14 protein-coding genes and 3 pseudogenes are annotated in these 13,070 nt (G+C 35.9%); 10 read left to right on the forward strand and 7 right to left on the reverse strand.

The window, feature by feature from the left end; all coding sequences use genetic code 11:
- The first annotated feature begins 217 nt into the window (after nucleotides 1–217).
- The 5 genes and pseudogenes from NSQ64_RS07705 (at nucleotide 218) to NSQ64_RS07725 (ending at nucleotide 3,211) form a co-directional block, all read left to right on the forward strand.
- Entirely contained in the window at nucleotides 218–418 is a 201-nt protein-coding gene (locus NSQ64_RS07705) for a helix-turn-helix domain-containing protein (RefSeq protein ID WP_243173037.1), read from the forward strand.
- A complete protein-coding gene (locus tag NSQ64_RS07710; RefSeq protein WP_243173006.1) occupies nucleotides 405–677 on the forward strand; it encodes a hypothetical protein in 273 nt (90 codons plus the stop codon). Before NSQ64_RS07705 ends, NSQ64_RS07710 begins: the two co-directional genes overlap by 14 nt.
- 138 nt (nucleotides 678–815) lie before the next feature.
- Nucleotides 816–1,121 (forward strand): hypothetical protein, encoded by a 306-nt coding sequence (locus NSQ64_RS07715; protein WP_268382332.1) that lies wholly within the window; start codon nucleotides 816–818, stop codon nucleotides 1,119–1,121.
- Between the two features lie 30 nt (nucleotides 1,122–1,151).
- Nucleotides 1,152–2,310, forward strand: a pseudogene (locus NSQ64_RS07720) (IS3 family transposase).
- Nucleotides 2,311–2,401: 91 nt separating this feature from the next.
- Nucleotides 2,402–3,211 carry an N-acetylmuramoyl-L-alanine amidase gene (locus NSQ64_RS07725; RefSeq protein ID WP_268382328.1) on the forward strand — a complete coding sequence of 270 codons (810 nt, stop codon included), beginning with the start codon at nucleotides 2,402–2,404 and terminating at the stop codon, nucleotides 3,209–3,211.
- A gap of 84 nt (nucleotides 3,212–3,295) precedes the next feature.
- Here the strand turns inward: NSQ64_RS07725 and NSQ64_RS07730 are convergent, their stop codons facing one another.
- The 4 genes from NSQ64_RS07730 to NSQ64_RS07745 form a co-directional block, all read right to left on the reverse strand.
- On the reverse strand, nucleotides 3,296–3,640 hold the full coding sequence (locus NSQ64_RS07730) for a hypothetical protein (RefSeq protein WP_268382325.1): 345 nt from the start codon (nucleotides 3,638–3,640) through the stop codon (nucleotides 3,296–3,298).
- A gap of 18 nt (nucleotides 3,641–3,658) precedes the next feature.
- Nucleotides 3,659–5,371 carry a T7SS effector LXG polymorphic toxin gene (locus tag NSQ64_RS07735; protein ID WP_341015869.1) on the reverse strand — a complete coding sequence of 571 codons (1,713 nt, stop codon included), beginning with the start codon at nucleotides 5,369–5,371 and terminating at the stop codon, nucleotides 3,659–3,661.
- 293 nt (nucleotides 5,372–5,664) lie between these two features.
- Nucleotides 5,665–6,324 (reverse strand): hypothetical protein, encoded by a 660-nt coding sequence (locus NSQ64_RS07740; RefSeq protein WP_268382322.1) that lies wholly within the window; start codon nucleotides 6,322–6,324, stop codon nucleotides 5,665–5,667.
- A gap of 191 nt (nucleotides 6,325–6,515) precedes the next feature.
- Nucleotides 6,516–7,349 (reverse strand): hypothetical protein, encoded by an 834-nt coding sequence (locus NSQ64_RS07745; protein ID WP_341015871.1) that lies wholly within the window; start codon nucleotides 7,347–7,349, stop codon nucleotides 6,516–6,518.
- Nucleotides 7,350–7,488: 139 nt separating this feature from the next.
- Here NSQ64_RS07745 and NSQ64_RS07750 point away from each other — a divergent pair, with 139 nt between their 5' ends.
- From NSQ64_RS07750 to NSQ64_RS07760, 3 genes and pseudogenes are all read left to right on the forward strand, one after another.
- Nucleotides 7,489–8,691: a recombinase family protein gene (locus NSQ64_RS07750; protein WP_341015873.1), complete on the forward strand. Its 1,203-nt coding sequence runs from the start codon at nucleotides 7,489–7,491 to the stop codon at nucleotides 8,689–8,691.
- 185 nt (nucleotides 8,692–8,876) lie between these two features.
- Nucleotides 8,877–9,011 (forward strand): hypothetical protein, encoded by a 135-nt coding sequence (locus NSQ64_RS07755; RefSeq protein WP_341015875.1) that lies wholly within the window; start codon nucleotides 8,877–8,879, stop codon nucleotides 9,009–9,011.
- Nucleotides 9,012–9,056: 45 nt separating this feature from the next.
- Nucleotides 9,057–9,506 (forward strand): annotated as a pseudogene (locus tag NSQ64_RS07760) (peptidoglycan recognition protein family protein); the annotation flags it as partial.
- A gap of 72 nt (nucleotides 9,507–9,578) precedes the next feature.
- Here the strand turns inward: NSQ64_RS07760 and NSQ64_RS07765 are convergent.
- Entirely contained in the window at nucleotides 9,579–10,091 is a 513-nt protein-coding gene (locus NSQ64_RS07765) for a hypothetical protein (protein ID WP_268382311.1), read from the reverse strand.
- Between the two features lie 400 nt (nucleotides 10,092–10,491).
- Between NSQ64_RS07765 and NSQ64_RS07770 the strand changes: the two are divergent.
- A pseudogene (locus NSQ64_RS07770) lies at nucleotides 10,492–11,626 on the forward strand (response regulator aspartate phosphatase).
- 154 nt (nucleotides 11,627–11,780) lie between these two features.
- On the opposite strand, the gene NSQ64_RS07775 reads toward NSQ64_RS07770, so the two are convergent.
- Both NSQ64_RS07775 and NSQ64_RS07780 read right to left on the reverse strand, forming a co-directional pair.
- Entirely contained in the window at nucleotides 11,781–12,005 is a 225-nt protein-coding gene (locus NSQ64_RS07775; RefSeq protein ID WP_268382310.1) for a hypothetical protein, read from the reverse strand.
- Nucleotides 12,006–12,479: 474 nt separating this feature from the next.
- A complete protein-coding gene (locus tag NSQ64_RS07780; protein WP_268382307.1) occupies nucleotides 12,480–12,695 on the reverse strand; it encodes a hypothetical protein in 216 nt (71 codons plus the stop codon).
- Between the two features lie 165 nt (nucleotides 12,696–12,860).
- Here NSQ64_RS07780 and NSQ64_RS07785 point away from each other — a divergent pair, with 165 nt between their 5' ends.
- Entirely contained in the window at nucleotides 12,861–13,037 is a 177-nt protein-coding gene (locus NSQ64_RS07785; RefSeq protein ID WP_268382305.1) for a hypothetical protein, read from the forward strand.
- Nucleotides 13,038–13,070: the final 33 nt, after the last annotated feature.

Genomic DNA, 13,070 nt, shown 5'->3' on the forward strand with positions numbered 1-13,070 from the left:
GTTTAGAAAATAGCATATAGTCTATTAAGCTGTGTTCATAAGCTATTTATTCAGCTATCGAGACACGACAAACTATAGCCTAAAACCACGTTCCCCAACGCAAAAGGCTAAATTTGTATGCTTATTTCGCTATGCCTAGATATTAGCATATATCCTAATTTTGGTCAACGAAAAGCTAAATAATTAGCACAAAAAACATTGAAAGAAGGTTTTAATGATGCAAGCCGACTTCGGAAAGAAAATTAAAACGTGGCTAATCATGAACGACATGCAGCAAAAAGAATTAGCCAAACAATTAAATATCTCAAACGCATACCTATCTGACATTTTATTAGGAAAGCGTCAAGGTAAGAAAGTGAGAGAAAAAATCGTTCAAATTGTAGAGAAGAAAGGAGCGTCTTGGCTTGGCGATAGTTAATTTTGATGTGGATGTTAATCAAGATGAAATTCGCAATTATATTTATCAGCAACTAGAAGCAGCACTTGAAGAAGTTTTGTTCACTTGGGACATAGAACAAATGGCAAAAAGAACTTGCATGAGTAAAAGCTTTTTAGAGAATGAATTTTTACATGATCCAAGAATGAAACTTCTTGAGAGACGCAAGGAAAGAGGGAAGCGGTTTTGGTTCTATGAAGAATCAAAAGAAGTCATGAAACAAATTATGGATGAATGGTAAATAAAAGCGTGGACAGACGCAATTTAAGGAATTTTTAAATCCGCTGCAACTCGTATTAGTGAAAGGTCACTCTTTCTTATAGAGGGGTGAACTTTGAATAAATTGATCAATAACATTATTCGATAGGAGGAAATGAAAATGGACAAAAATACAAAAAATCCATATGCGCCTGGTCCGGTGAAGGTATGGAAAATGACTAAAAAAGCACTCGAAGCGTATATAGAGAAGCATCCTATTATCTATCGGGAGGAATTAAAACCGTCACCAACCTTTCGTACGGGTAATGCACGATTTTATATTAAAGCAAAAAGCACTGATCAATTTAATAGATACAGGGCAGCGCTCACCAGGGAGCTAGTAAGAGAAGAACCCTATTACAGGGACTGCCCCCCTAAGATGAGACAAATAAAAAACACCTTCAAGTTTGAAAACGGATCGTTGTGATCCGAAATAAAACATGGAGGTGTTTTTTCTATGGGGACAAGAGTGAGTTATCCGGCTGAAGTCAAACAGAAGGCTGTAGAAATGAGATTGGCAGGCGTACCTATGAAAGAGATCATGCAGGAATTGAATATCAAGAATAAGACGCAGGTTCAGACATGGGTGAGATGGCATAAAACTGGGGATACACACAGGTTCGAACAACCTGTTGGAAAACAATATACCTATGGAAAGGGTCCCGAGTACTCTTCAGAATTAGAGAGACTTCAGGCAGAAAATCGCTATTTGAGTCAACAGAATGAGGTTTTAAAAAAGTACAACGAATTGGAAAGGAAGTTGATAAGGAAACGTCAATCAAACTGGTAGATGAATTGTGCAAAACGATGACGGTACTGGACATCTGTGTCCATTTAGGCATCTCACGCACTTCGTATTATAGATGGAAAAAGAATCTGACTCAGAATCATCCTAAAAGACAACTAGAGAAACAGGTCGGCACGTTGTGCCGAAAGCACAAATATCGATATGGTTATCGGAAAATCACAGCCATACTAAAAATGGGAATGCGTATTAACCATAAAACTGTTCAACGTATCATGCAGAAAAACCAGTGGCAATGCCGGGTTAAAATGAAAAAGCGTAAGAAGAATGGGCAGCCCTATGCCGTGGCTGGTAATATACTGGATCGGAATTTTCAGTCTGATCGCCCTCTTGAAAAACTAGTCACGGACATCACGTATTTGCCTTATGGACAGAAACAATTGTACCTTTCCAGTATATTGGATTTATATAATGGAGAAGTGATTGCTTTTACAATTGGTGATAAGCAGGACACAGACTTTATCTTAAACACACTTAATCAGCTCCCAGCACTTCCTGAGAATTGCGTGTTACATAGCGATCAAGGTTCTGTGTATACATCTTACGAGTATCAGAAAGCTGTTCATATAAAAGGCATTACCATGAGCATGTCCCGTAAAGGGACGCCCGCTGATAATGCCTCCATCGAATCGTTTCATTCCTCACTAAAGTCTGAAACGTTCTATCTTCACAGGATTGATCGCACTACGACCACCATCGTAGAACGCACTGTCAAAGAATACATTTATTATTATAACAACATTCGTATTCAAACGAAACTAAACTAAACAACCAATCACCGATAAACTATCGGCAATTGGCTGTTTCATAAAGGTGTTTTGATTCCTGTCTCAAAAACGGGGGTCAGTCCCGTAATCGGCGGCTTTTTTCTATATAAAAACAAATGAATGGAGAGATTGAATATGACAAAGAAAATTATGCTTGATCCGGGACACGGTGGGCACGATCCGGGCGCAGCAGAAAATGGTCTGAAAGAGAAGGATCTTGTATTAAAGATCGCTAAGAAAACTAAAGCGATTCTTGAAAAGGTGTATGGGGCATCCGTTAAGCTCACACGATCAACTGATGTTTATATTGATCTGTCTCAAAGAGCTAGACTAGCTAATAATTGGGGAGCTGATTATTTTGCGTCTATTCATATCAATGCAGGTGGTGGTACAGGCTTTGAAACGTTTCGTTTTAATAAACTATCTGCAATGTCCAGCACTGGCAAGCAGCAAAAAATTGTACATGATGTGATTTATAAAAAAATCAAAGCAAAAGCAGCAAACCGCGGGACCAAATTCGGAAACTTTGCGGCATTGCGAGAAACAAAAATGCCAGCCATTTTGACAGAGAACCTTTTTATTGATCGTAAAGAAGATGCTGCGCTGCTGAAACAAGATGCTTTTCTGAATTTGTTGGCCGAGGGTCATGCGGAAGGTATTGCTGCAGCTGTTGGTTTAAAAAAGGTTTCTTCTTCAAATAAAACAAAGCCAACTAATAAACCAGCGGCAAAAGGCGTTAAAATGGCTGTGGTGAAGCCGAATGCTGATGGATGGCTATGGGTCTATGATAAGCCGAATTGGACGGCAAAGCATAAAAAAGTAAAGCCAGGAGAGGCTTTTACAATCGGTAAGACCGTGACAGTAAACGGATCAAAAATGTATAAACTTAAATCAGGATTTTATATCACTGCTGCCCCAAAATACGTTCAGGTAAAACAAAAGTGAAATGAAAAGCCCTTCCTTGTTGGAGGGGCTTTCCTTTGTTATTCATCCTTTTACTTTAAATTCTCATGGCTTTATCAGGTATTATTAATCCTCCATATTATCATCATATTCCTGTATTTGTTCTTCTATCAGTCTGTTTCTATCGATCAAGTTCTTAATAATATTAAGATCTATGACTCTACTTGAATCCTGGATTTTTTGTACTATTTCCAACTCGGCTCCTTTTTGTTCTAATGCTTTGATAACACTTAACAGAGACGTTAGTTTATCTGGATCATCAACATAATAACAAGTTAGTATAGAATGACCTTCGCTTATTTTCTTCTTTATCTCGCCAATCGGTTCTCCACCATATTTTCTAATTATTGAAATAAAACTGTTTGTATTTTCACCATTCAGTATTTTTACATCAATTTTATTTGAGCTCATAAAATTCGACTCCATTCCTTAGAAATCTTTAATAGATTTTATCGGTTCACCAGGTTTGCTGTTTCTCCAGTTACCCCCGTGCCATCCATAAAAATGTTCTTTAAAAGTAGCTGGGTAAATAATTTCACCTTTATCAGATAAATGAGGATATTTAGATGCACTATAAGTATGATGTCCAGCCATAGGCTTACCGGCATATTTAGGGACTTTACCTGACAATATATCTTGAACCTGTTTTTCATTCCAATTTCTAGTTGTAGGTTGCCCTTTCATTATTCGCTCTGCTTCCATATCCCAAAATTCTGTAACACCGGCTTTGCGTTTTTTAGCAAATTTTTTATTCCAGATATAGTCTTGGTATTCTTGTTTTGTAATTGTACGATTGTCAATCTTGTTTTTTAGTTCTTTCATTTTTTTCGAGCTGAACTGTTTTGTTTTTGTGGGGTGTTCCTTTAGATCAAGCGATCTGCTCCTTTCAGTAATCACTTTCTTAACATCTTTTACCTCATTCTTCAAAGTTTTTTCAATTTTTTTAATTGCTTTTTTTCCTAAAGTTCGTGAAGCGCTGCCTAAGTTTATGTAGCCCAGAGCTTCCAAAGGAGTTCCTTCAAATGCCGAGTCAAGTACTTCAGCGTTCCCGTTGCTTCGGCTTTCTGGGATGTTGTCGACTTCTTCGATCCTTACTTTACCGTTTACGATATACGTTCGGATGATTTGTTTATTGGCGTAAACGGTATACCGCCCGCCAATGTAATCAATGGCTGATGGGTCTGTGACAACTTCATCTGCGATATCGAATTCTTTGAGTTTTTTGATGCCTTTTACATTGTATAGTTTATCATTGATGACCCGGATGTCTCCATAAATCCGGTTTTTTCTGTTTAAGGCTTCTTTTTGCAATGGGGTAAGCGTTGGATCGTTTGTTTTTACTTCTCTGTGGATGTTTTGGCGGGTCTCATTGCCAACAACCGTATCCACATTCGATCGCTCTTTATCATTCAGCTTCTTGAGCATGACCATCATCGGAGTTTCGTCGGGATTGTCTATTTTTTTATTCAATCCGCTGATGCTGCTGCTGATCTTTTTGTCTTCCTCATCTTTGAGAATGAAGCCTTTTTGATAGCTGGTGATCTCAATTTTCGGACCAGTGAACATCGTGCCTAGAGTGTCTATGTATTCCTTCATTGTTTGGATGGAGGTTTTGGTTTCATTCAAAGCACTGGCCTGTTCTTGGTCAAAGGCATGGAGCGTTCCGATGGTTTTTGAGATGTTCATCCATGCTTTTTGATAGCTTGCTTGAAAAGCAGACTCGTCCACACTTGGTAAATCAATAATATGGCTGACTTTGCCGAGGGCGCTGCTCACATCTGACACGATATCAGATACGGCTCGTTCGGCATTTTTTAACCCTTGATCAAGCTCATGTTCGAGAAACGATTGTGAGATAAAACCATTTTCATTTGATTCAAATGCATGAAGTGCATTCTTTATCTTTTTGAGTGCGGCGCTGTATTCTTCAATCGTGACTTGAAAGAATTGCAAAAAAGGGATATGACACTCTGCATAAAAGGCTCGAATCGATTCTCCTGCTTCCCCCTTTAGTGCGCCATCCAGTGAAATGATTTGATTGATTTGACTTTCAAGGGATTTCATATGTTGTGATTGTTGTTTTAACTGTGTCAGAGTTTGATCAATTCCATGATGCAAAGCCTGAACATCTAACGTTTTCATGGCGTTCTCCTTTAATGCTTGGTTACAATCATTAGCGATTTTACCATTATACGGAGATTGATTGGGGGATAAATACTGAACTTCCGTGAAAATGATACAATTTACATAGGTGATAAAGACTAGATGTTCAAATAACGAGTGTGGAAGAGTTTGAAGGTGTGTGTTTTCACAAATAAAGAAAGACTACTCTTATAATTAAAATCTCCATAAAATTTAAAAATCTGTTAAAAGACCACCCTATAGCAAGGTGGTCTTTTAACAGATTAATATTAAAGTGCTTGATGAAAACATAATTATAAATTTCGCGCTCTCTTTGCTGCTTTATTAGCTTCATGTTGTTTTGCATTTGCTCTATTGAGTTTGCTGTCAAAATGAGACGAATTGATATTATATTGGGCTTGTTTGCCCGCATGTTTATATGCGTAATCAGCTTCCTTTTGCAATTGTCTTGCTTTCCATTCTGCTTCCTTTTTTAATTTCTCTCTACTATTCGAATTATTCGAACCTCCGACAGAAGCTTTCCTATAACTACCTCCGACAGAAGAAGTACTCCCCCCACTATTAGACAAGAAAGCCGCAATCCAGATTATCAGAGATATTGTAGCGATACCTACGTATAGTAAAGCTTTCCATAATAATTTGATTAATTTTAGTATGAACCCTATTGCCTTAAGTGTATTTAATTTCGGGAAAAGTCTATCTCTTATTTTGACCAACACTATTACAATAAATAAACCAAGTAATGCTGCGGGAATCACAAGTATCAGACGGGTGGCACCAAACGAATAGTTGTATGTATATATTGTTTCATTATTAGCATTCAAGAATTTGGTTAATTCTTTATCAGCAATATTATTAAAAATGGTAGTCAAAATCCAAGTGTAAACTATAAAGTGTAACGTCTTATAAAAACTTATATTTCTCCATATTTTCGATTCGTATATTTTATTCATAAGTTACCTCCCGTTTGTTTTATTTCACCAAAAACTCAATGTATTTTATTTATTATCATAATAAAGTATTGTAATAATACCACATTTATCATCTTACTTGTAACGTTTTAAAAGTTCCACTCATCTTATATTTTTTCATTTAGGGAATGTAAGTTCGGTTATAATGAATGAAACCCTTTTAACTTGAAGGGTCACTTTAAAGAAGATACTTTATCGGTAATTTTCATTTGTTCCCCTGAACGTTCATACGAGAATTTAGCAACTGTTTCTTCTTCATCTATATAAGGAACTTTGCAAAATACAGCTATCTGATTGACTGTATCATTATCTTTGCCAATGTTTGCAGCCAAGTCATCACTATACATTTCCACCATATTATAAGATGTTTGAGCAGAATTTTTTGCATCAAATGACAAGTGAACAAGAGCAATTAATTTATTTTGCTCATCCGATCCCATATCTTCATTAATTTCAATTTTTTCAATTGAAGCAGTAGTGTAATTATCTTCTATAATAGATTCAATTTCATATTCAGCATCACTCTTCAAAGATTCTAATTCATCTTTTTCATCTGCTGCTTCTGACTCGTATGTTTCTTCGGAATCTGTTTCATTGTGTTTTGTCAGCAAACCATTTTCAATTTTAAAGCTTAGCTGGTCATCTTCGAAATATAAGCGAGCTGACGAATCATTTTCAATTCCATTTTCTCCTTCGTATCCCCAATTAAAATCATTATCACCATCTATTTCTTCTGACATAGCGGAACCACCAACGATTTTTTTAACTTCTTCTGGTGTCATTCCTTCTTTTAATTGTTTGTATTCTTTAGGAGTTATTGATGAAATTTTGTGACCTTCGTATTTCCAAACAAATGAATTCAAAAATGATATAGATAATAATATAAGAAGAGAAGAAAAAAATATGTTCTTACCTGCTCTTCTTGATTTCGGGAAAATTAATAAGAGAAGGCCAAAACCAATTCCTATAACCATTAGACCAGCGAATATTGAAATGAAAATATACATTTGGTTCCCCCTAAGGATAGGTACTTTTTGAATCAATAACCATTATATAACAATAGAGGGGTTTGTGAATGATTTTCAACGAAATCTTCAATATAGATGTTATAATTTTTAAGAAAAACAAATAATTGGGGTGTGTTGCATGCACTTTCGCAAAGAAGCAGTTGGTGAAATCATTAAATATGACGACTACCCTTATAAAATATATACAAGGGTTTCAACGGACAGAGATGAACAAATAAGTTCTAAAGAAAACCAGATCGACGTTTGCAGGTACTGGATCGAGCAACATAATTATGAATGGGATGACCGTTCTGTTTTGTTAGATGATGGTATTAGTGGTACTGTTCTTGAAGATAGGGCAGCAATGAAATACATTTTTTCATTGGCAGAAAAGAAAGAAATAAAAATGGTGATTTTTAAGTCCATCACACGTCTTGCCCGTGATTTAAAAGATGCGTTATACATCAGTGAGATTCTAGTGTCTAATGGGGTTCGTGTCGTTACACTCGAAGAAGATTATGACTCTCTGTACGAGAGTAAGGCGTCAATGAAATTTGAAATGTCTGCTCTGTTTGCGGAGCAGTTACCTAAGTCTATGTCAGTCAATATAAGTGGTGTACTTGCAGCAAAAGCAAGGCGTGGTGAACATTCTGGTCGAGTACCCTACGGTTACATGAAAGATGGTAAACACCTTGTAATTAACGAAAGTGAAGCTCAAGTAATTAGGATGATTTTCCACCTTTATAACAACGAGGGGCTAGGTCAGAAAAGAGTTACATATGCATTGCAAGAAAAGTGCAAAATTGGTGAAATACCTCCTCCTAGAACAACAAAAAATTGGCAGCTTACAACAGTTCAAACCATATTAAAAAACCCAATTTATTGTGGTGTGCACATTGCTAATAGACATACCACGATCAAAGTTGATGGTAGAAAAAAATTTATAAGAAATCCACCTGAAAAATGGAACATTTATGAAGACTTTTGCCCGCCGATTGTCTCAAGAGAAGAGTGGGAGAGAGCAAATAATAAACCAACAGTTAATAAAAAAACTAAATTCACACCGTGGAATGCGCTTAGACAGCTGCTTATTTGCGGGAAATGCGGATCTAATATGGTCATTATCCAAACCAGCAGAGCTAAAAAAAACGGAGAGAAAACATATTGGAAATATGTTAAATGCAGTAATTACAGGAGATCTGGTCCCGAAGGCTGTGTGAACCATGTTCCCGTCACTTATGAAGAGGTCCGAGATTTAGTTATTGAAAATCTCATTGAATTCTCTAGGGATATATCACACGACTACAAAAAAATGCATTTGAGCAAAAAGAAAAACAAATAAAGTCTATAAAAGCAGAGTTGAAATCGCTAGAAGCGAAAAATAAAAGGTTGCTTGAACTTTATTTAGAAGATCAAATGATTACCAAATCAGAATTTCAAATGAAGAGAAATGACATTCAAGCTAAAATTGTTAAGTTTGAACAGAGTTTTTTTTCCTTACAGCAGGTTCATGATGAGAAAAGTTCAATGATGGAAATGCAGGCGGTTCTACGAGAGCTTGAAGACAAAGAGAACGATTTGAAGCATGTGTTTGATAAGCTCATTGATCATATTGTTATCCATCCAAACGGGAAAATGAATTTTCATTATAGATTTAAATGATCCTGTAAGTTATACTCATTTGTAAAAGGTATGCATAACAAAGGGATTCCATTAGCAAACGTTGTGCCGCATAAGCATTGGAGCGGGAAAGAATGTCCCCGCAAGCTGCTTAATCGTTGGGACAGCTTCAAGGCAGGTATTGCAACCGCTCATACGAGTAAAAAGGCAACAGCGAAGCCGACGAAAGCGACACCTGTCAAAAATACGTCATCCAAGCCAAAGAAAAGCACGTCTAAAAAGTCATTTAACTTACCATTTGGCATTATTAAAGTAACCAAGCCTTTGACAAAGGGCGCTGGAGTAAAAGCATTGCAGGAGGCATTGGCTGCTGTATATTTCTATCCTGAAAAGGGAGCCAAAAACAATGGAATAGACGGCTACTATGGGCCAAAAACAGCAAATGCGGTCAAACGATTCCAATTGATGCATGGTCTTGCCGTCGACGGCATCTATGGTCCGAAGACTAAAGCAAAGCTCGAAAAGCTATTAAAATAAAAACCTATAGTCGTACGTCTATAGAAAATTAAGTTAGCCCCTGTCCTTAATGGATAGGGGCTTTTTGTTTTATTATTTATCTAAGCTATCAATATTGTTATCTACTTCAGAAATCCATTTCTTTGATTTAGTTGTTTTATATTTGCCATTAACATATATTTTTGTGGTTGCTTGGTATTCAGCTTTAGTATATCTCTTAATCCAACGATATTTTTCAGTCGAAACAAGTCTAATTTTGCCTTTTGTTGAGATGTAATTTGTAATCATACCAGTTAATGCAGCCGCAGCCGCACCACTTACATTCAATGTGCCCATCATATATTGAGAAATTTTATATGCACCAGCACTTGCAGCAGCTGCAACAATATGGGACGGAATGGTATAATCTGATTTAAATTGACCGTCCCAACTAGCTTGAGTTTCTACTTCCGATTTCAAGATGTTATCATCCAATACTGAATAAGAGGCTTGGTCGGTATGTTCAATTGGAGTCTGAACCTTCTCGTCAGCAAAAACGGGAGCGCTTACAGAAAACGTTAAAACAAGAGACATAGCGGCAATAGATAAACTTTTGTAAATTTTCATATTAACCCTCTTTCTAGTAATATTGTAATACATTACCTATTATAAGCAGTTTATTGTTTGATTACCACCTTTTTTGTAATAAAATGTAGAAAATATATTGAAAGGTTGATTGATCTGGATGAAAGACCTCATTACAACTGTATTGGTTGCGACTGTAGTCGGAACTATCGTTTATTTTGCTGATAATCGTTTAAATGATATATATATTGCTTTACTCGTTTTTATAGGGATATATTCGACAGTTACAATATGTAATCATGTCTTTAAGCGTTACGACCGCAAAAATGATCAATAATAATGTATTGATCAATGTCTAAATTGCGTGAATTTTGCGGTGTTAAAAATAAATAGTCATGTTATTATATGTAAATGCAGGGATGATATAGGGAGGTTAGATGGAATGGAGAAAGTTCTATCGTCACACGTAGGCGTTAAAATCAACGAATGGTATTATCATATTCAAAGGTTTAACGTAGCGGATGCGGAGGCTTATAAAGAGGATATAAAAGACTCGTTAGACCGCATGGAAGAAAACCAAGATATACTTTTATATTACTCTTTAATGGAGTTTAGACACAAACTCATGCTTGATTATCTTGATCCGTTGAAAGATGGTCATGAGCGTGCTGATTTCAAGAAACTAACTTTGGAAATAAAAAGGGAACAAGAGAAGCTAACGGGATTACTTGAATACTATTTTAACTTCTTCCACGGTATGTATGAATTTGAGAATTATAACTATTTGAACGCTATTACATTTTATAAACGTGCTGAAAAAAAAACTTTCTCTAGTTAGTGACGATATTGAGCGTGCCGAGTTCAATTACAAAATGGCTGAAATCTATTACCACATGAAACAAACCCACATGTCTATGCACCACATAGCGAAAGCCATAGAATGCTATAGAGAAAAAGACACCTATACAATTAGAGAAATTCAATGCTCCTTCATCATCGGACTGAATTATATTGATATGGGATGCCCCGAAAAAGCAATGCCTCATTTCGAAAAAGCCTTAGAAAAATCAGTAGATAGTACGACTAAAAGATTAAGAGGCTCGGCTCTATATAATTTAGGATTAAGCCATTTCCATTCCGAAGATTTAGATAATGCAACAAAATACTTTAAAGAATCAGTGACAAGTTTTAAGGAACAAGGATATGAACACTTGAACAGAATTCTCGATCCCTTGATTATGCTAGCAAGATCGTATTTTCACAATAATGACAATGATCTCGGTTTGTACGCCCTCAACCAGGGAATAGAGTTGGCTGAAAAATTAAATGATGATGTAATGCTTAAAGTGTTCACATTCTATCAGGCGCTTTATGTAAATGAAGATTATGATAAAGTTCATAGTGATATTGATTATTTGAGCAAAAAAGGCATGTACGCAATTCTTGAAGAATTATCGAAAGATGCAGCAAGAAAGTATAATTCAGTAGGAGATAAGGATCGGGCGTCGAACTTTTACGAGAAGATTCTTTTCTTCCAAAAATTAATTAAAAGGAGCGATTGCCTTTATGAAATTTAAGTCAGTAGTAGCGACCCTTATCGTTATTGGCACTTTGAGCACGCTTGGTTATTTCGCCTTTTCACAAAACCATGAAGAAGCTATCAGAGGACACACATCAAGTATCGGTTATGATAAATTCCATTAAAAAAAGCCCTTTTCGGGGGCTTCTTTTTTATTTGAACCGCCATTCCTTCTTTTCCTTATCCCATGTCAATTCATTTCTTGACATAAGATTTTTAACGGCTTTTCGTATAGATTGTTCGTCTTTACCTGTTTTTATTTTTAAGTCCTCAATTGTGGGGTTTTTCCGAAACCTGCTCATATTATAGATGATCCTGTATAGCTTCCTCTCAAGATCAAAGGTGGAATTTTTGTGAATTAGGAGAAAGTCAGTCATATCAATACTTTAATTTACTTGGAACGTATGTTTGGTAATGTGTTGGATTATTATTAGTAAATTGCAAATAGACTTATTGTAAAAAGCAATAAGATTACATGGTTATTATTTAAAATAGCCAAAAATCATGATGTTGAAACCTTGCTGAAATTTGAAGAGGTCGACACATCTTTCTATCACTTTTATGATGAATGTCTCGCTGTTTTAGATAAAAAGAATACCATTATGTTAAATATTCAAGTGGTAGGAATTGGCTGAGCATTGGTAGAAGATGCAGTAGGGGTGCATAAGTTAAAGGATCGTTTGTTTTCGATCATTAGAGGATGTAGTGAAATGTATACAAAGTGAACTATCATAACAAGATAACTACCTATTTGAATCAATGGGTAGTTTATCAATGTATAGATGGTTCATCGTGTAAAATCTACCATATGCAAGACAATCAAAGTCGAACATATGGCTTGAAAACATGGACTATTTCGTATGGCTAGAATAAGCACAGTAAAAACAGCCGTTAAAATCAGTTTCACTCGTCATTTTTTTGGCTTCATCCATGGCGCTTTCACTGTTCATGTGCAGACCAATCAACGTACGGCTTGCTGCATCACCTAAAAATGCGCAGTCTTCTGTATGTACAACATATTGTCCATGTTCATTTTTTGAATGAATAAAATAATAGCTTTTTAGCATACCCCTCACCTCCAATCTGACTATATTACTATAAAAATTCCAATATTGTAAAGAATTTTTATTAAAAATGTTGCATTTATACACATCCCTTTTAGTTCATAAAAAGAAAAATTTGTTATAAGATAAGAAGAGCAAAGTCAATGAGAACAGAAAGGACGGTTTAGATTGAAAGATATTTTAACGCCTTTATTGATCGCTTTTGTCGTTGGAGGCATTGTGTACATGGTAGATGATCAGCCGATTCATCCTTTTCTTCTTTTTCTTATCTTATTTATTAGCATTTATACAGTCGATAGAATCGTTCATTTTGCTTCAAATCATTTCGATGAGCAGAAAAAATAAGCGTCGTTTATGTTACTGCCATGAAAAAAGGAC

Source organism: Bacillus sp. FSL W8-0183, assembly GCF_038006825.1.
GTDB lineage: Bacteria > Bacillota > Bacilli > Bacillales > Bacillaceae > Bacillus > Bacillus altitudinis.

Bases quoted from the DNA above. Each gene is read 5' to 3' on its own strand.
- NSQ64_RS07705 (WP_243173037.1), top strand. From the start codon at position 218: ATGCAAGCCGACTTCGGAAAGAAAATTAAAACGTGGCTAATCATGAAC.
- NSQ64_RS07715 (WP_268382332.1), top strand. From the start codon at position 816: ATGGACAAAAATACAAAAAATCCATATGCGCCTGGTCCGGTGAAGGTA.
- NSQ64_RS07725 (WP_268382328.1), top strand. From the start codon at position 2,402: ATGACAAAGAAAATTATGCTTGATCCGGGACACGGTGGGCACGATCCG.
- NSQ64_RS07730 (WP_268382325.1), bottom strand. From the start codon at position 3,640: ATGAGCTCAAATAAAATTGATGTAAAAATACTGAATGGTGAAAATACA.
- NSQ64_RS07735 (WP_341015869.1), bottom strand. From the start codon at position 5,371: ATGAAAACGTTAGATGTTCAGGCTTTGCATCATGGAATTGATCAAACT.
- NSQ64_RS07740 (WP_268382322.1), bottom strand. From the start codon at position 6,324: ATGAATAAAATATACGAATCGAAAATATGGAGAAATATAAGTTTTTAT.
- NSQ64_RS07745 (WP_341015871.1), bottom strand. From the start codon at position 7,349: ATGTATATTTTCATTTCAATATTCGCTGGTCTAATGGTTATAGGAATT.
- NSQ64_RS07750 (WP_341015873.1), top strand. From the start codon at position 7,489: ATGCACTTTCGCAAAGAAGCAGTTGGTGAAATCATTAAATATGACGAC.
- NSQ64_RS07755 (WP_341015875.1), top strand. From the start codon at position 8,877: ATGATGGAAATGCAGGCGGTTCTACGAGAGCTTGAAGACAAAGAGAAC.
- NSQ64_RS07765 (WP_268382311.1), bottom strand. From the start codon at position 10,091: ATGAAAATTTACAAAAGTTTATCTATTGCCGCTATGTCTCTTGTTTTA.
- NSQ64_RS07775 (WP_268382310.1), bottom strand. From the start codon at position 12,005: ATGACTGACTTTCTCCTAATTCACAAAAATTCCACCTTTGATCTTGAG.
- NSQ64_RS07780 (WP_268382307.1), bottom strand. From the start codon at position 12,695: ATGCTAAAAAGCTATTATTTTATTCATTCAAAAAATGAACATGGACAA.